Consider the following 17,371-nt stretch of genomic DNA (forward strand, 5'->3'; position numbering starts at 1 on the left):
TGTAATCTACAAATTTTAATAAGAAAACTCATCAAATATTTTTGATGAGTTTTTATTGTTTATAAGACAGCCAATACTGCAAAGTTAATTAAGAACAAGAGAGCAACGACCCAAATTACAGGTTTAATTTCTTTCACTTTTCCGGTGAATAATTTGACAAGGATATAAGTGATAAATCCAGCTGCAATCCCATAAGAGATTGAATAAGCAAGTCCCATGAATACTGAGGCGAAGAAAGCAGGAATCGCTTCTGTCAAATCACCCCATTTAATTTCTTTAAATGAACCAAGCATCATCATCCCAACGATAATCAAAATTGGTGCTGTTGCTTGTGTTGGAACAATCGCAAGAAGTGGCAAGAACAAGCTTGAGATAGCAAACATAATTGCTGTTACAACTGATGCAAGACCAGTACGTCCTCCTGCACCGATTCCGGCAGCAGACTCAACATAAACGGTTGTATTTGATGTTCCGAAAATTGCTCCGATTGGAGTAGCAATCATGTCAGCAAACAAAGCTTTGTCCATTTTTGATGAGAAACCATGGCTTGTTTCCATGTCTTTCAAATCTTCATCAGTAAAGATTCCTGTCGCACGACCAGTTCCGATGAAAGTCCCGATTGGGTCAAAGATTGAAGTCAATGAGAAAGCAAGAACTGTCATTAATACTTCAATATAACGTGATGAATCAGAGAATAAAGAACCAAATCCTTTTGGACCAAATGCTGCACCAAAGGTTGTTCCCATTTGATTGATTGCAGTCCCCAAATTATTTTCAGCAAATAAAGTATTCACATCAACTTTAACCACGCCAGTCAAAAGAGCCAAGATAGTTGTTACTAAGATTGAAAGCAAAATACCTGCGCGCCATTTACGAATAACAAAGAACATTGTCACGACAATCCCAACAAGTGCTACCAATACTCCTGGGTTATTAAAAGTTACAAGCTCTGGAACAATTGATGAATTTGCTGTAATTGTTCCGTGATTGTTCACATAAGTTCCTGGGTCAGCGATGAAGCGCAAAATTCCAGCGTTTTTAATCCCGATGTAGGCAATGAAAATCCCAATCCCACCACCAATGGCATGTTGCAAGCTTTCTGGAATTCCAAGAATGATTGCTTTACGAATTGAAGTAAAAGTGATGATAATATTGATTATCCCACAAATGAAGACCATTGCCAAGGCCTCTTGCCAAGTGTAACCAAGTGACAATACAACCGTGTAAGCAAAGAAAGCATTTAAGCCCATTCCGGGAGCCAGAGCGTAAGGAACATTAGCGATTAAAGCAATTGCAAGTGTCCCAACAATAGAAGCTAAAATAGTTGCTAAGAAAACTGCTTGGACAGGCATCCCTGTTGTCCCCAAAACTTGTGGGTTAACAAAGAGGATATAACTCATGGCAAAGAATGTAGTCAATCCAGCCATTATTTCACGGCCAACTGTTGTGCCGTTTTCTTCAAGTTTAAAGAACTTGTTCACGAATAATTTCTCCTTTTAGGGTCTAAGATTAAAATTTCAACCCTTTGATAAAAAGTTGTCTTTGCTTAAAAAGCAAGCACGTCATAAAATAAAAAACATTATATTATTATTCTAATCAGTTTTGATTAAGGAAACAAGATTTTTAGTAGAAAAATTACTTCAAATCCTTAAATCGTTCGGTAATAACGAACGAATTTTTTGAAAAGCCCTTTCTTGTTCGTAGAACTTGGGTAATTCCTTTCCAGCTTATATCTATGTTATAATGAATAAATTGATAACTAAATTTTAGACTAAGGGGAGTTTGAATGGAGAACTACAAAGAACGTAAACTGATTGCGATTGATTTAGATGGTACTACTTTGCAGTCCGATGGACGTTCAATCAGCCGTTATACCAAATATATTTTTAAACAGGTAGAATCACTTGGACATATTATTTGCATCACAACTGGACGTCCTTTTAGAATGTCTTTGGATGTTTATCGTGAGCTTGAGTTGACTAGCCCGGTCATCAATTTTAATGGTGCTTTGATTTCAATGCCAAATGATAAAAACTGGGAACACACTAAGTCTTATTATATTGACCGTTCTTTTATTTTTGACCTTCTGCGTCATCAGCAAAACTTTAATCTACATTTTTTTGCTGTTGAATATCGTAGAAAGTTCTTTCTAAACACTTTCCGTAACGTTGAACCTAAACTTTTTGGTGTAGAAAAATTCCAGCCCTATAACCGTCTCCGGGCAGACCGAGTTACCGAAAATCCCCACGCGGTACTTCTTTCGACTCGTCAAAAAGATAAATTAGGCTTGGCTGAGGAAATGAAACGTCATTATAATGGCAAAATAGATGTGGGCGTTTGGGGTGGTCCAAATGGAATTTTAGAAGTCGTCCCTAAAGGAATCTCTAAAGCTTCAGGCCTTAATCACCTTCTTAAAGTTCTTGATATCCCGCTAGAAAATCTTATTGCTTTTGGTGATGAACATAATGATATTGAGATGTTTAAACTTGCACCTCAAGCCTATGCTATGAAAAATGCTTCTGCTAGGCTCACTCCTTACGCCAGTGAAATTCTTCCTTGGACAAATGATGAGGATGGGGTGGCTAGACAACTCGAAAAACTCTTTTTAACTCCCAATAAATGATGCTTATACCAGTCTCTGACTGGTATTTTTTTAATCTATCCCAATAAACAACAGTCTGTCAAATTCTTTTGACAGCTCCATTTTTTGAAAATGTAAATGAATCGGCTTATAATGAAAGAGCATACATCTCTAGAAAATGTCCAATATTTAACAAAGATTTCAAAATACTAAGGAGCACTTATGAAAGTTTCAATATTCTCCACTTGTGTGATGGACCTAATGTTTCCACAAGTTGGAATTGCAATGGTTGAAGTCCTTGAACGTTTAGGGATTGAAACAGATTTACCAGAAGGACAAATTTGCTGTGGACAGCCCACTTATAATTCTGGCTTAGTCAAAGAATCTATGCCAACAATCAAAAATCAGATTGATGCCTTTGAATCTTCTGATTATGTTGTTGGTATTGCTGGTTCTTGCTCAGGGATGTTTACAGAATATCCTCATATGTTTGATGAAGGTGACCCTTATAAGCAAAAAGCCATTGATTTGGCCAATAAATCTTATGAATTTACCCAATTTATTTACCGTGTCCTAGGTCTTGAGGACCTTGGCGCAACTTTTAACGGTGAAAAGGCCACTTATCATCGTTCTTGCCACATGACAAGAATCTTAGGCGAACGAGAAGCGCCATTTATCTTATTAGATAAAGTGAAAGGTCTTGAAGTTCTACCTCTTCCTCATTTAGAAAATTGTTGTGGTTTTGGTGGAACTTTCTCAGTTAAATCTCCTGAAATTTCGGAAATGATGGTCACTGAAAAAACAAATGATATCTTATCAACAGGTGCTGAAATTTTAATATCTGCCGACCTTGGTTGTTTGATGAATATTGCTGGAAAACTAAATCGTGAAGGCAAAAAAATAAGAGTGATGCATATCGCCGAAATTTTAAACACAAATGTTGATTTGGAACGAATCGATACTGTGAAAAATCCAGAATTCATAAGAGCATAGGGGGAGAAAATGGGACTTTCAACAAGTACAAAAACTTTCGCTGAACGTTTAGAAGAAAGTAAAAAAGACCAATTTGCCAAGGCCGCGGTAGCAAAAGCACAAGATGCCCAATGGGACAAGAGAGAATCAGCACGTGATGAACTAGGTAATTGGCAGGAATGGCGCAATATCGCAGAATCAATTCGTCAACATACTTTGAAATATCTACCCCATTATCTGACAGAGTTTTCAGATAATGTGGCCGCTCGTGGTGGTCACGTCTTCTTTGCTGCTGATGCTAAAGAAGCCAATGATTATGTTAAACGCATTGTTCTTGAAAAAAATGCAAAAAAGATTGTCAAATCAAAATCGATGGTGACTACCGAAGTGGATATTGATCCAATGTTGGTCTCACTGGCTGACGATATGGATATTTTAGAAACCGACCTTGCCGAATTTATTTTGTAAGTAGCCGACTGGGATGAGCCTTCACATATTGTTTTTCCAGCTTTGCACAAAAACCGCGACCAAATCCGCGAAATATTTGCTAAAAAATTGGGATATGAAGGAGACAATAATCCAGTTAATTTGGCTCGCTGTGCTAGAGATACCATGCGTAAGCTTTTCTTAAAATCTGAAGTCGGAATTACCGGTTGTAACTTTGCCATTGCCAATACGGGCGATATTAATCTGTCTACCAATGAAGGAAATGCTGATTTAACGATTTCAATTCCTAAGACACAAATTGTTCTGATGGGAATGGAAAGAATTGTTCCCTCTATCAAAGAAGCCGAAATTTTGGATAATATGCTGGCTCGTTCTGCCGTTGGCCAAAAACTGACGACTTATGTCACTTTTGCTGGTCAGCAGGCTGATGATGAGTCTGACGGTCCTGAGGACTTTCATGTTGTTATTGTTGATAATGGACGCTCAAATGCGATTGGGACTGCTTTTGAAGCTGTTTTACAATGTATCCGCTGTGGGGCTTGTCTGAATGTTTGCCCAGTCTATCGTCAAATTGGTGGACATGCTTATGGTTCGATTTATCCAGGACCAATCGGTTCTGTCTTATCGCCTGTTTTGGGTGGTTATGAGCAATATGGCAATTTACCTTACGCCTCAACGCTTTGTGGGGCTTGTACCGAAACTTGTCCTGTCAAAATTCCTTTGCATGAACTTTTGATTGAACATCGTAAGGTCATGGAAGATGATCTCAATATGCATCATGACGGATCTTTTGTTAATTTTGAAATGAATACGATTGGGAGAGGAACGAGCTGTCCAGCTTTGTTTGGCATGGCTATCAATATGGCGCATACGGGTCTGAATGTCTTACCTAAAGCTAAAGAAGTCACTGTCGAAGGTTCAATTTTTGAATATGGTGCGGTCAGAAAAGCGCCAGCATTAGCCAAAGGTTGGACGGATGTGCGCGATTTACCAATTGCCCCTCCGCACAAAGATCAATTCCGTCAGTGGTATAAAAAACATAAGGCAGGTAAATAAAAATGACTGGAACTATTGAAAATCGTACAAAATTCTTGGAAACTTTGTTTGAAAAAAGTGGCGGTGTGGAACTTCCCTTTGAGCCTTATGTGCCAATTTCAGATTTGCCTGAGACTCATTTAGCTGATTTGACTTCTGATGAATTGTTAGAAATTTCCAAGGTTCAATCCGAACGAGTCTCCGCAAATTTAGTTGAAACAACTTCTTCTGAAATGAATGAAGTCATTCGTCAATTAATTGAAAAATCTGGTGGTGGACAAGTCATGATTCCTACAACAGATAAATTTAAAAATTTAGGGGTAAATGTTAACTCTGAAAACTTGGTGAAATGGAAAATCGGCAAAGAATTTCGTGATGAAAATATCACAGCCGCTCAAAATTCTAATGTTGTTGTAGCTGTTCCCAAATTTTTCCTTGCTGAATCGGCAACCATCGTGGTCGAGTCTGAAGCCGGTCAGGGGCGGTCATTGCATTTTCTACCTACGCATTATATTTCTGTGATTCCATTAAGTCGGATGTTGCCTCGTTTTACTCAAGCTGCTGACTGGTTTGATAAAAATAAGAAGCCTGGTTCCACTATTCACTTTATTTCTGGTCCTTCAAATTCTGGAGATATTGAAATGCAACTTGTAGTCGGCCTTCACGGTCCTCTAAAAATTAACTATGTGATTGTTAAGGATTTATAAAATAAAAAAGCTCTGCTGATAGCAGAGCTTTTATTATTATTTTTACTGACAGAATTTTTGTCAGTAATTTTTATTTTTAATCGCGATTTCCACCTGCGATACCGAAAAGACGGAGCAGGAAGAGGAACATGTTGATAAAATCAAGGTAAAGTGAAAGTGCCATTGAAATTGCCCAACCATCACTCACTTGTCCATTGTGTGCATTATAAACTTGTGTAATTTTTTGATTATCCCAAGCAATCAAACCTGAGAAAATCACAACACCTACTAGGCTAATAAGGATTGTAAGTCCGGTACTAGCAAAGAAGAGATTAAGCAACATTGCGACAATCAAGCCCCAAACTGCGACACCCAAAGCTTTACCCATACCAGATAAATTACGTTTAGTAAATCGTCCATAAACAGATAAACCAAAGAACATTGCTGATGCTGTAATAAAAGCTAAGGTAATATCAGTTGCGGTATACATCAAAAGAGTGAAGCTAATCAAGAATCCCATAAATGCTGCATATCCGATAAAAATCGGTAATGCCATTTTTGAGTTTTTCATTGCTAAACCTTGAAGTGATACCACCATCACTAATGGAATAATCCAGAGTACAAGGAAGAATAAACTTCCACTTTGGAGAATTGCTCTCATGTTATCTAAGAAAAATGTAATCATGATCCAAGAAACTAATGCAGAAACTAATACTCCTGCTCCCATCAATGCATAAATCTTACTAAAAAATGCATTCAATCCGTCGCTTCGTTGGTCAAAGATAACATCATTGTCATTCATATTTTTCATTATATTTGGCCTCCCTTTTTAATTTAATTCTAAGACTATTTTATCAAAATTTGCTCTTTTTGTCATCAGTCTTAGGTCTGATTTTTTATTTCTATTATTTACTGACCAAACGCTTATTCCTTTTTAGGAACGAGGGTTGTCAGGGCTTTTCGATAAACTTTAATATCTAATGGAAGCGGGTCACTTTTATCCCCATCAATTCTTGAATAAGGATTGTCTTTCTTTTTCTTTGAATGTGTGAGAATTTCTAAATGATCCGTGTCAAAATGAGTCATTTCCATAAAGTCTTCAAATTTACCTCTACGAAGTTTATTCAAATGAAAGAGGATATTGAACAAATTAATCTCTTTCAGTGAATAAACGCGGATAAGTCCATCGTCCACTTTGGCTTTTGGTGCTAAAGCTTGCATTCCTCCTATCGTATCCGTCATTGTAATCAATAATAGTTTTGTTCTTAAAGATTTCGTTTTTCCATTATACTTAACTTTGATGCGATACGTTTTATTATAGCGAATCACCTTGTAGGCGTCCTTAAGATAAGCTAAAGGACCAAATTTTTTCTTCTCAGAACCGCTCACATTTTGAGCAATATCTGCCAAAATTCCCATGGTCAGACTAGAAGTCATATAATCATTATTGACTTTAGCAATATCAAATTTTTGAATTTCTCCATGATTTAAATTATCAAGTGCTTCTTCTAAATCTTGTGGAATATGAAGTGATTTTGACAAATTATTGACCGTTCCATTTGGTACAATTCCTAAAATCGGTTTGGCTCCACCTTCAAACACACCGCCACAAATTTTATTGATTGTGCCATCACCTCCAAGAGCAATCACTAAATCGGTTTGCTCCTGACTTACTTTTTTGGCCAAATGAATGGCGTCCTCAGGACTTTCTGGATTAATAAAATCAACTTGGGAGTCTGAGTTTTCTGGTCTCGCAAAAAAATCCTTAATCTTTTTTAAAACTTTGTCTTCATCATTATTTCCCGAATTTTCATTATAAAATACCTTTACTTTTTTCATAGACTCACCTCCTTATTTTATTGATACGGAATCTATATCTTACACTATAATTCTAACATAGTCTGAAGAATCTCTGATGAGACTTGTTTCTTTTTACTGACAAGCTCCCTAGAAAAATTTCTCAAAACTGTCAGTAAATTAAAAAAGCCCATCAATTGATAGGCTTTTATTTTCTTTTTTTAGTCAATACTGAAATAAGGTAAACGTTTAAAATGCTTACGACGATTCCATTTGTATTTAAGGTTAACTGACCCTTCAAGGGTAGCTACATATTTATCAACAGCAGTAACAATCCAACTTTCTTTATAGCGTGGCGGATTGATTGTCGCACCGAACATATGTTTTATGATGATATCTTTCTCAAGGTCTGACAGAGTAGTCAGCTTGCGCGCATTACGGTAAGCAATATGCGGATGCACATAGGCATGGCTTTTAGAAAATTTTGTATTGCGCCAATCATAATAGAAAAGGTCATGCAAAAGTCCAGCTCTAGCTGTTGCTTTGGCATTGAGGCCACGTTTTTTCGCAATGAGATAAGAGACATAACTTACCCGCAAGCAGTGTTGCAAGCGTGTTGAAGTATAGTGATGTGTAATCCCATCAAGCTTTTTTAGCTCATCCATTTCTAACAGATGACCGACATAACTCATATATTCTGCGTCGTTAAACCACGGCTTTTCATCTAAATTCATGACTTGATTATAACACGTTAATTCTCTTTGTCAATACAATATCCTCTCTTTTTAGATTAAATTTTTCTTTTTAAATGCTTAGAAATTTATTTTTAATGCTTGTAAAATTTTGAAAATTCCCTTCTTTATCTTATTTCAGCTTTTATTTATTTATTATTTTCCAAAAGTATTTTTCGACTTTTTTCAAAAAAAATAAAGGTCAAGAGTTTACAAAAATTCAAAATTCCTGTATAATTGATAGGTATTAGAAAAATCTTGGAGGGTGTAGTGTGCCCACCTGGGACATACATCAACCGCTTTTCTATGAAAAGTAATAAAAGGAGACTAAAATGGCAAACATTAAATCTGCAATCAAACGTGCTGAATTGAATAAAATCGCGAACGAACGCAATGCACAACAAAAATCTGCAATGCGTACTCTTATCAAAAAATTTGAAGCTGCACCTTCAGAAGAACTTTACAGAGCTGCTTCTTCAACAATTGATAAAGCTGCATCTAAAGGCCTTATCCACGCTAACAAAGCTTCACGCGATAAAGCACGTCTTGCTGCTAAACTTGGCTAAGAAAAAATTTCTGTCTCTTTGACAGATTTTTTTATATCCAAAATTACTGACGAAGATAAAAAGACTGACAGAAATTTCTGTCAGTCTTTTTATCTATTTATTAAAAATCGCAAAATCTTGCTCAGTCAATCCAATTAAGGGATCAAAATTGCCAGATAAAATTAGCGCTTCTGTTAGAATTCCATTCCCCAAACTTTCAGTTTCTTCATAAAATAATGAAATTTCCTCAACTTTTGGTGCTGTTTTTTTTCTGACAGAAAAGTTTTCTAAGTTTAAGTCTGCTACTGATCCAAAATTTTTCTCTTTGTTAGATATTTCCTTCTTGTCAGTAACTTTTTTAGTTAAGGAATCTACTGACAGATTTTCAGCTGCAGGCTTATCATCCTTAAAACGCTCAACAAGAAAAGTTTTTCGATTAGCTCCTTCACGCGCCACAGCCTGAGCAAAGGCACGCTCTTCACCCAATAAAATTAAGCTTTGCTTTGCCCTCGTGATTGCTGTATAGAGTAAATTTCGCTCTAACATCCGTGAATAAGAAGAGACCATCGGGACGATGACCGTTGAAAATTCCGAACCTTGGGATTTATGGATAGACATGGCATAAGCAAGCGTAATTTTATACCATTCAGATCTGGGATAGGTCAATTCTTGACCATCAAAATCCATCACAATCTCATCTTGTTTACTGTCAGTATATTTTGCTGCAATCAATTCAACAATTTGTCCTAAATCTCCATTGAATACATTGGCCTCAGCGTCATTGACTAAATGTAATACTTTATCTCCTTCACGAAATTTTATATCACCCAAAACAAATTCAAGCCGGTCATTAAGCGGATTAAAGAGATTTTGCAAGAGAATATTCATTGCATTAATCCCAGCGGCCCCTTTATACATGGGCGCTAAAATTTGTAATTCAAAAGGATTATTTCCTCTTTTTTGCCAAGCACTAGCAATTTGCTCCACCGTTTGTGGTACAAAATTAGCACTCACTTCAAAATAAGAACGGTCAGTTTTTTTCACCGTAAAATCTGCAGGTAATTGTCCATCTTTGATATGATGAGCCAAATCGGTAATCGTTGAATCATCTCCCTGACGAAAAATCTTATCCAATTTTACTGACGGAATTTCTGGAATTTTTAATAAATCTGCAAAAATTTGTCCAGGGCCCACAGAAGGAAGTTGGTCAGCATCGCCAACGAGAAGGACTTTCATTGAACCAGGAATGGCTTGAAAAAGTTTGTTGGCTAGCCAAGTATCAACCATTGAAAATTCATCGACAATCAAAAGTGAACCTGACAACTCATTACCAAGCGCATCTTCTGCCTCATCTTGCCCTAAGCCTAAGTGCCGATGAATTGTTGCTGCTGGAAGTCCAGTCAACTCATTCATCCGTCTTGAAGCGCGACCAGTCGGTGCCGCCAATAAAATAGGAAAAACGTCATCATTATAATGGTCAGGGTCTAAATCTAACTGATAAAGACGGGCATAAGTTTCAATGAAACCATTAATAATCGTTGTTTTCCCCGTTCCTGGTCCCCCAGTCAAAATGAAAAATTGCTGATTCATCGCTCCAATGATGGCCTGTTTCTGAAGTTCATCATAAGTAATCTCTAAATCTTTTTCTACCTCTTCCAAAACTGTCAGTAACTTTTCGTCAGCAAAATCTTTTCCCAAACGATTAGTTAAGGCTGTCAGTGATTTTCGGATACCGTCTTCAGCAAAAAACAAGGAATTTTCAAATATTTTCGTTCCTTCTTGCTGTACTTTTCCATCAACAATTAAACCATTTATTTCCGCAGCAACTTCAGCTGGATTGACCTCAATATTTCTGGCTTCTTCAAGTAAATCAATCGTCAATTCCAGCAAGTTTTTAGCTTCAATATAAGTGTCACCCGTTGCTTGCGAATGCGTATTGACCTCATGCATCAAAGCCGCTCGAAAACGATTTGGACTATCCGCTTCAATCCCTAGTTCACTCGCAATTTTATCGGCAGTTTTAAAGCCCACCCCTTTAACTTCTTCCACAAGTTGATAAGGATTTTCCTCAATTTTTTCAATCGTTTCCTCTTTGTACAACTCATAAATTTGAAAAGTGAGTTTACTTGGCAAGCCATACTCCGCAAGCTTGGTCAGCACTTTTTCCATACCATGATTTTCACGCAAACGTTTGATAAATGAATTTTTTCTGGCTAGAGTTAATAAACCATCCAATTTCTCAGGCGCTTCTAAAATAGAATCTACCGTATTTTCAGGAAAAGTTTCAACAATTTTCTCTGCCGTTTTTTTACCAATCCCTGGAAATTTATCTGATGAAAAATACTTGACCAAACCAGCACCAGACGTTGGTACAGCCTTTTCATATTGACTGACTTGCAATTGTTCCCCATACTTTGGATGCTGGGTTAATTGCCCATAAAAAGTATAAGAATCCCCTTCGACCACATCGCCAATTGTCCCATTGACCACAATTTCAAAATCATCATATTCAGCATTTGTTTCATCAATCTCAATTAATAAAACTTTATAAAAATTGCTTGGATTAGAGAAAAAAATAGCTTCAATTGAGCCTGTAACATAAGTTTTATCCGTCATAGCTGTTTATCCCAAATTTTCAAATCAAAATGACTACCATTTGATTCCAAAACTGTAACTGTATTATTCGCTAGACCGCCAACAGAACGTAATTCAGCGATTGGGAATCCAGCCAAATGTCGCATTCCAGCCGTCCCAGAAGCTCCGTGACCAACTAAAAGTACATTGTCCATTTTAGAATTCAATAAGTCCTCAGCCAAAGAATCAAAGCGTGCCAAAACTGAAGTAACTGATTCAGCCCCAAAAGCACTTCCATCAAATTGATCTAATTCAAAGCGAGAATCATGCATTTCCTTAGGGTACTTAGCGATTGCATCACGAATGAACCAACCCTCTAATTCACCAAAATTCCATTCTGATAATCTCTTGTCAGTACTTACAGACTGATTGGTCAGTAAATCTGCCGTTGTCAAAGCTCTTTTTTGAGGGCTTGATAAAACCTTGTCAAATTCAATCGGTTCTAAAAACTTATGAACACGTTTAATTGCCTCATAAGATTCTGGCAATAAAGGTGAGTCTCCCTTTTGTCCCTGCAAACGCCATGCCAAATTCCACTCCGTTTTACCATGTCGTACAAAATAAATTCTCACCTTTACACCTCACCTAATGAATATACTGAATAATTTCCTAACAATCGAACATTTACTCCCAAACCTGCCAATTCTTCAAGAGCATAAGGAATCTTTAAACTGTTCGTTGCATTATTTTCTAAATCAATAATAAAAAAGTACTGTCCCAAACGTGTCCTTAAAGGACGTGACTCAATTTTAGTCATGTCAATATCACGCCAAGCAAAAACAGAAATTGCTTTGTGCAATGCTCCTGGCAAATTGTCAGGTAGCGTCAAAGCCAAAGTCACCTTATCCTTTGTTTGATTTAAATCAAAGGATTGCTTTTCTTTTCCTAGTAACCAGAATCGAGTCGAATTCCCCGCCAAATCTTGAATATTTTCAGCAATAAATTCCAAATCATACATTTTAGCTGCAAAAGAATTTGCCACCGCTGCTGCGGGCAAGTTCGGATTATTTTTCACAAACTCAGCCGCTGCCGAAGTGGACTCAGTAATTTCCACCTGCGCCTGAGGATAAAATTTTCTCAAATAAACTCTCGTTTGAGCCAAAGCTTGAGGATGAGAGTAAATATGCTCAATTTTTTGTTCTTTAGAAACTGCCAATAAATTTTGAGAAATTGGAAGAACAAACTCGGCCACAACCTTGGCATTTGAATCATGAAAAATTTTATCAATGCTCATATTGACCGTTCCTTCAGTTGAATTTTCAATAGGAACTAGTGCAAAATCACATTCGCCTTCATTATAAGCTTCAATGACATCCAAAATAGTTGCATAAGAGTACAACTCCTCAGATTTAAAAGCTGCTTCGGCTACGACTGAGCAAAAAGAACCTCGTGGACCTAAATATGCAAATTTCATCCTACTCTATTTCCCACTTTTCTCTAATCAGCTCTGCAATCTGCTCTGGACTTTTATCGGTCACATCAATTGTTAAATCCGCAACCAATGAATAGTCTTTCATTCTTTTTTCAAATAAAAGTTGAGCAGCTTCTTTGTCTTGAGCTAAAGGTCGAACATTCTGCCAATCCATGGAAATTCTCTTCCATAAAGTATCAAAATCAGCAGTCAAAAATACAACTCGTGATGCTCTATCAAGAACATTTAAATTCTTTGGATTTTCTATGATTCCTCCACCAGTTGCGATAATAATATCTTTTTGAACAGCAAGCTCAAAAACCTCATTTTCAATTTTACGAAAATCAGCTTCTCCAAATAATTCAAAAAAAGTGGCAATTGGCATTTCAATCTCTTCTTCAATCAACTTATCTAAATCAGTAAATTCTTCTGCTAAAAGTTTTGCCACCGTTGATTTTCCGGCACCCATAAATCCAATTAAAATGATACTCATTTTTTACTTCCTATCATTTAATTTCAAAGATTTTCTGACAATTTTTCTAAATCATCAAAGAAACTTGGATAGCTCGTTTGAATGGCCTCAGCTCGTTCAAGTTCAATTTCACCATTTTCAACTAAAAGTGCAGCAATTGCAACCATCATCCCAATTCTGTGATCACCTAAAGTATTAATTGCATTTTCTGGAGCATGCAATTTTGTTCCACCTTGAATAATCATTCCATCATCTGTTGGTTCAATATTTGCCCCCATACTATTGAGTGCATCAGCCACAACAGCAATCCGGTCGGTTTCTTTAACTTTAAGTTCAGCCGCATCGCGAATAATTGTTTTACCTTCGCCTTGTGTAGCCAAAAGCGCAATAATTGGTAATTCATCAATTAATCTTGGAATTAAATCACCCGATATTTCAGTTCCCTTAAGTTGACTCGCTTTTACTTTTAGAGTCGCGGCTTTTGCCACCTCATCTTGCTCTAAAATTTCCAACTGGCTACCCATTGCCTGAATGACTTCTAAAATACCCGTTCTTGTTTCATTAATTCCAACATTTTCCAAGATAAGTTCTGAATTTTCAACAACTAAGCCAGCTACAAGCCAAAAGGCTGCTGAACTAATGTCACCAGGAACTGTCACCTCTTGCCCCATAAGTTTTTGCCCGCCAGGAACAAGACTGGTTTTATCAGAAACTTTAATTTCTCCGCCAAATTGAACTAACATTTCTTCTGTATGTGAGCGTGTTTTTTCCTTCTCAACAACTTTTGTCAGTCCTTCTGCTTGTAAAGCAGCAAAAATTACCGCCGATTTTACTTGGGCCGAAGCGACTGGAAGGACATAATCGATTGCTTTTAAATGGGCACTTCCTTTGATTGTCATCGGTAATTTAACCTTATCAGTTTGTCCAACTATTTCAGCCCCCATCATTTGAAGCGGAGTTGCGACACGGTCCATCGGTCTTTTGGATAAACTATCATCCCCAAACAACGTAGTTTCAAAAGGAAGCCCTGCTAAAATACCCGATAAAAGACGAGTTGAAGTTCCAGAATTTCCCATATCCAGTGCTTTTTCTGGCTCTTTAAGTTTCGAAATCCCCTGACCATGGACAGTAATAACTTGACCATCGTCCTCAATCTCAACTCCTAAAGCTCGAAAGGCTTCAATGGTCGATAAAACATCTTCGCCACGCAAAATATCATGAATGATTGTTTTTCCTTTGGCAATTGAGCCAAACATAATGCTTCGATGTGAAATTGATTTATCTCCTGGAACCTTTAAATGCCCTTTTAACCCTTGTGAATTTATTTTTAATTTCATTTTATTTTCCTAAACATTTTTTAGTATTTATTATAGCATAAAAGGGCGCTCAAGGCCCTCTTATTTTTATCATTTCTTCCTAAGATTTTAAGACTAAGAATGTCAGATCTTTAACCTTTATCAAACAACTGTAAAATCAGTTGCTTTTTCAATAATTTCACACGCCTCTTGCAAATCTTCTGCTCGTTTAAAAGAGATTTGCAGTTGACCATGAATATCTTCACGATTTTCTTCATTAATTTTGATATTTGTAATCGAAAAATCCTGTAAGAGTGCTAAAACTCGTAAAACAACTCCTTTTTCATCGGGAACCGAGATGAATAAATCATAAAAGTTTGGCAGTGCCCCTTTATGAATTTCCATGGCTTGTCGAATCTTTTTACCTTCTTCAAAAAAGTGTTCAATAGCTTGGGAATCTCTATTAGCAATTTTTTGAGCTATTCCATCTAATTGTTTTTTGAAATTTTCTATTCTGTCAATCGTAATTTCTGGATTTGATAATAAAACACTAGTCCACATTAAGCTGTCAGCCTCAGCGATTCTCGTTAAATCACGAAAACCTCCAGCAGCTAAATGTTTGACTAAAGGATGCTCTTTAGCATAATCGTCTGATTGCCAGACCAGAGTTGAAGCCAAAATATGTGGAAAATGAGACACTTGCCCCGTTACTTTATCATGTTCCTTGGCATCTAAAATAATAAATTTAGCATGAAGTCCCTTAAGTAATTCTCTTAATTCTTGACTTTCTTCTGTCAAAACATAATAAGCATTTTCAAATAAATTAATATCTGCTGCCATTACTCCTGATTTATGAGAGCCAACCATCGGATGTCCTCCGATAAATTTTACTTTTGTCCCAGAAAAAAGTTGATTAGCTAGCTTGACAATCTCACTCTTAGTTGAACCAGCATCAGTAATCAAAAGTCCATCTTTTAAATCAAACGTTGCAATTTGCTTTAAAAGCTCCAGAGTCGCTGAAATTGGTACAGCTAAAATAATAATATCTGCTTCTTGGGCTCCTTTAACTAATTCGACCTTAGAATCAATAATTCCACGTTTTTGAGCAATATTTTCAACTTCTTCACGGTCCGAACCAAGAATTTCAAACTCAGGATGAGCTTTTTTTATGCCTAGGGCTATAGAACTTCCAATCAGTCCGAGACCTATAATTAATATCTTTTTCATTCTTTACTCTTTCTTAATCATCACACAAGTTCCCTCACCAATTTCAGAACTTATTGCGATTTGAAATTCTAGTTTATCCAAAATAAGTTTTGCTAGATAGAGTCCAAGACCTGTTGATTTTTGCTGAATCCGACCATTATAACCTGTAAATCCATGTTCAAAAAGACGTGGAACATCTTCTTTTAAGATTCCAATCCCTGTATCCTGAATTCTGATTTCACCTGGTTTGATTTGAATTAAAATTCCACCTTCTTTAGTGTATTTTACAGCATTATTAAGCAGTTGTTCTATAGCTAAACTTAACCAGCATTGATCGCTATTTACCAACCATTCCCCTTCGATTTGAATGGAAAGATTTTTTTGGATAAAGAAGCTACTATATTTTTTTACTAATTCTTTTGCCAGTGAGGACATGCTCACCTTTTCAAATCTAAAATCGGTAGCCAAATTATTAATTCTTTGATACTCAAGAAGAATCTTTAGATAGTTTTCTAAAGAAAAAACCTGATTTTTCAATTATTTAGGATCAATTTGTGTTTGTGTCATTAAATCAATGGCGGCCAAAGGAACTTTCATCTGATGCGACCAGACTCTAATAATATCTTCCATCTCCCGTTCGGCAAGATTTTGTTGGTCCAATTTTTTTGTAGAGCCTGATTATCTTTCATCACTCGCTCTACCGCTTCTCGCATTGCTTTCCAGCGGAAATATGAAGAAATTAAATAAATTACAAAAATAATTAAGGCAAATAAAGTACTATTAAAAAAAGCCATCATTGGTAAATGCCAAAGCCAAAAAGTCACAATATATATGGCTGACATAAGTAAAAAAACACCGATTTGTGGGATTTTAGACTTAAAATATTTATACCAAAGCATAGCCACTTCCTCTTTTTGTCATTATATGTTTATCAAATTCAACTTCTCCAAGCTTTTTACGCAAACGAGTCATTTTTACATTCAAAGTATTAGCATCGATAAACTCATCTGTTTGCCATAATTCTTGTAAAATTTTCTCTTTAGTAACTACCTCGCCGTTAGCACGGAACAATAGGGTTAAAATTTTATTTTCAGAACTGGTCAGTTCAACTTCTTGTCTTTCAGAATTTTGGGTTAAGCTCAAAGTATTTTCAGACAAAACAAATCCTGCAAACTCTAATTTTTCAATTCCAGAAAAAGAATAACTTCTGTGTAAGAGTGCTTTGATTTTAGCGCTTAAAATTTCCAGAGAGAAAGGTTTTGTCACAAAATCATCTGCACCTTGATTCATAGCTGTTACTTGATTCATGTCATCTGAAGCAGATGATATAAAGATAATGGGAATTTGGGAAAGTTTTCTTAATTCGTTGGTCCAATAAAATCCGCTATAAAAAGGTAGTCCGATATCCATCAGCACTAAATCTGCTTCAAACTCCATAATTTCTTGTTTAACTGCTCGAAAATTAGAGACACTTCTTACTTGAAACTCTTTTTCCAAGGCAATCTTAATTGCTTTTACAATAATTTCATCATCTTCTACTATAAATATTTTAGTCATAT

At 36.4% G+C, this 17,371-nt stretch carries 15 protein-coding genes and 2 pseudogenes; 5 read left to right on the top strand and 12 right to left on the bottom strand.

Going from position 1 to position 17,371, the window contains the following annotated elements; translation table 11 throughout:
- Positions 1–59 precede the first annotated feature (59 nt).
- A complete protein-coding gene (locus LLA01S_RS02250; protein WP_011676727.1) occupies positions 60–1,481 on the bottom strand; it encodes an NCS2 family permease in 1,422 nt (473 codons plus the stop codon).
- Positions 1,482–1,786: 305 nt separating this feature from the next.
- On the opposite strand from LLA01S_RS02250, the gene LLA01S_RS02255 reads away from it, so the two are divergent.
- From LLA01S_RS02255 to LLA01S_RS02270, 4 genes and pseudogenes are all read left to right on the top strand, one after another.
- Entirely contained in the window at positions 1,787–2,623 is an 837-nt protein-coding gene (locus LLA01S_RS02255; RefSeq protein WP_011676728.1) for a Cof-type HAD-IIB family hydrolase, read from the top strand.
- 180 nt (positions 2,624–2,803) lie between these two features.
- Positions 2,804–3,574, top strand: a complete 771-nt coding sequence (locus LLA01S_RS02260) for a (Fe-S)-binding protein (protein ID WP_011676729.1) — start codon at positions 2,804–2,806, stop codon at positions 3,572–3,574.
- A 9-nt stretch (positions 3,575–3,583) separates the two neighbouring features.
- A pseudogene (locus LLA01S_RS02265) lies at positions 3,584–5,056 on the top strand (LutB/LldF family L-lactate oxidation iron-sulfur protein).
- Positions 5,057–5,058: 2 nt separating this feature from the next.
- The gene (locus tag LLA01S_RS02270) at positions 5,059–5,742 is read left to right on the top strand and encodes a LutC/YkgG family protein (protein WP_061777781.1); all 684 of its coding nucleotides are present in this window, start codon (positions 5,059–5,061) and stop codon (positions 5,740–5,742) included.
- A gap of 76 nt (positions 5,743–5,818) precedes the next feature.
- Here LLA01S_RS02270 and LLA01S_RS02275 read toward each other — a convergent pair whose 3' ends face one another.
- The 3 genes from LLA01S_RS02275 to LLA01S_RS02285 all read right to left on the bottom strand — a co-directional run bounded on the left by LLA01S_RS02275 (position 5,819) and on the right by LLA01S_RS02285 (position 8,252).
- Entirely contained in the window at positions 5,819–6,532 is a 714-nt protein-coding gene (locus tag LLA01S_RS02275) for a Bax inhibitor-1/YccA family protein (RefSeq protein ID WP_021165613.1), read from the bottom strand.
- A gap of 113 nt (positions 6,533–6,645) precedes the next feature.
- Positions 6,646–7,560, bottom strand: coding sequence for a diacylglycerol/lipid kinase family protein (locus tag LLA01S_RS02280; RefSeq protein WP_011676732.1), 915 nt, complete (start codon positions 7,558–7,560; stop codon positions 6,646–6,648).
- 179 nt (positions 7,561–7,739) lie between these two features.
- The gene (locus LLA01S_RS02285; RefSeq protein WP_061777782.1) at positions 7,740–8,252 is read right to left on the bottom strand and encodes an HD domain-containing protein; all 513 of its coding nucleotides are present in this window, start codon (positions 8,250–8,252) and stop codon (positions 7,740–7,742) included.
- A 329-nt stretch (positions 8,253–8,581) separates the two neighbouring features.
- Between LLA01S_RS02285 and rpsT the strand changes: the two genes are divergently transcribed.
- Complete coding sequence (rpsT, locus tag LLA01S_RS02290; protein ID WP_011676734.1) at positions 8,582–8,815, top strand: 30S ribosomal protein S20; 234 nt, start codon at positions 8,582–8,584, stop codon at positions 8,813–8,815.
- A gap of 93 nt (positions 8,816–8,908) precedes the next feature.
- Here the strand turns inward: rpsT and recD2 are convergent, their stop codons facing one another.
- The 8 genes and pseudogenes from recD2 to LLA01S_RS02330 form a co-directional block, all read right to left on the bottom strand.
- Positions 8,909–11,410 (bottom strand): SF1B family DNA helicase RecD2, encoded by a 2,502-nt coding sequence (recD2, locus tag LLA01S_RS02295; protein WP_061777783.1) that lies wholly within the window; start codon positions 11,408–11,410, stop codon positions 8,909–8,911.
- The gene (locus tag LLA01S_RS02300; RefSeq protein WP_061777784.1) at positions 11,407–12,000 is read right to left on the bottom strand and encodes a histidine phosphatase family protein; all 594 of its coding nucleotides are present in this window, start codon (positions 11,998–12,000) and stop codon (positions 11,407–11,409) included. The genes recD2 and LLA01S_RS02300 overlap by 4 nt, the downstream gene beginning before the upstream one ends.
- Before the next feature lie 2 nt (positions 12,001–12,002).
- A complete protein-coding gene (gene pheA / locus LLA01S_RS02305; protein WP_011676737.1) occupies positions 12,003–12,842 on the bottom strand; it encodes a prephenate dehydratase in 840 nt (279 codons plus the stop codon).
- Position 12,843: 1 nt separating this feature from the next.
- Positions 12,844–13,332, bottom strand: a complete 489-nt coding sequence (locus tag LLA01S_RS02310; RefSeq protein WP_011676738.1) for a shikimate kinase — start codon at positions 13,330–13,332, stop codon at positions 12,844–12,846.
- A 23-nt stretch (positions 13,333–13,355) separates the two neighbouring features.
- Positions 13,356–14,648 carry a 3-phosphoshikimate 1-carboxyvinyltransferase gene (gene aroA, locus LLA01S_RS02315; RefSeq protein ID WP_061777785.1) on the bottom strand — a complete coding sequence of 431 codons (1,293 nt, stop codon included), beginning with the start codon at positions 14,646–14,648 and terminating at the stop codon, positions 13,356–13,358.
- Between the two features lie 120 nt (positions 14,649–14,768).
- On the bottom strand, positions 14,769–15,833 hold the full coding sequence (locus LLA01S_RS02320; protein ID WP_011676740.1) for a prephenate dehydrogenase: 1,065 nt from the start codon (positions 15,831–15,833) through the stop codon (positions 14,769–14,771).
- 3 nt (positions 15,834–15,836) lie between these two features.
- Positions 15,837–16,711 (bottom strand): annotated as a pseudogene (locus LLA01S_RS13510) (sensor histidine kinase).
- Entirely contained in the window at positions 16,698–17,369 is a 672-nt protein-coding gene (locus LLA01S_RS02330; protein WP_021165622.1) for a response regulator transcription factor, read from the bottom strand. The pseudogene LLA01S_RS13510 and the gene LLA01S_RS02330 overlap by 14 nt, the downstream one beginning before the upstream one ends.
- Positions 17,370–17,371 lie beyond the last annotated feature (2 nt).

This window comes from Lactococcus cremoris subsp. cremoris NBRC 100676, from assembly GCF_001591705.1.
GTDB classification, from domain to species: domain Bacteria; phylum Bacillota; class Bacilli; order Lactobacillales; family Streptococcaceae; genus Lactococcus; species Lactococcus cremoris.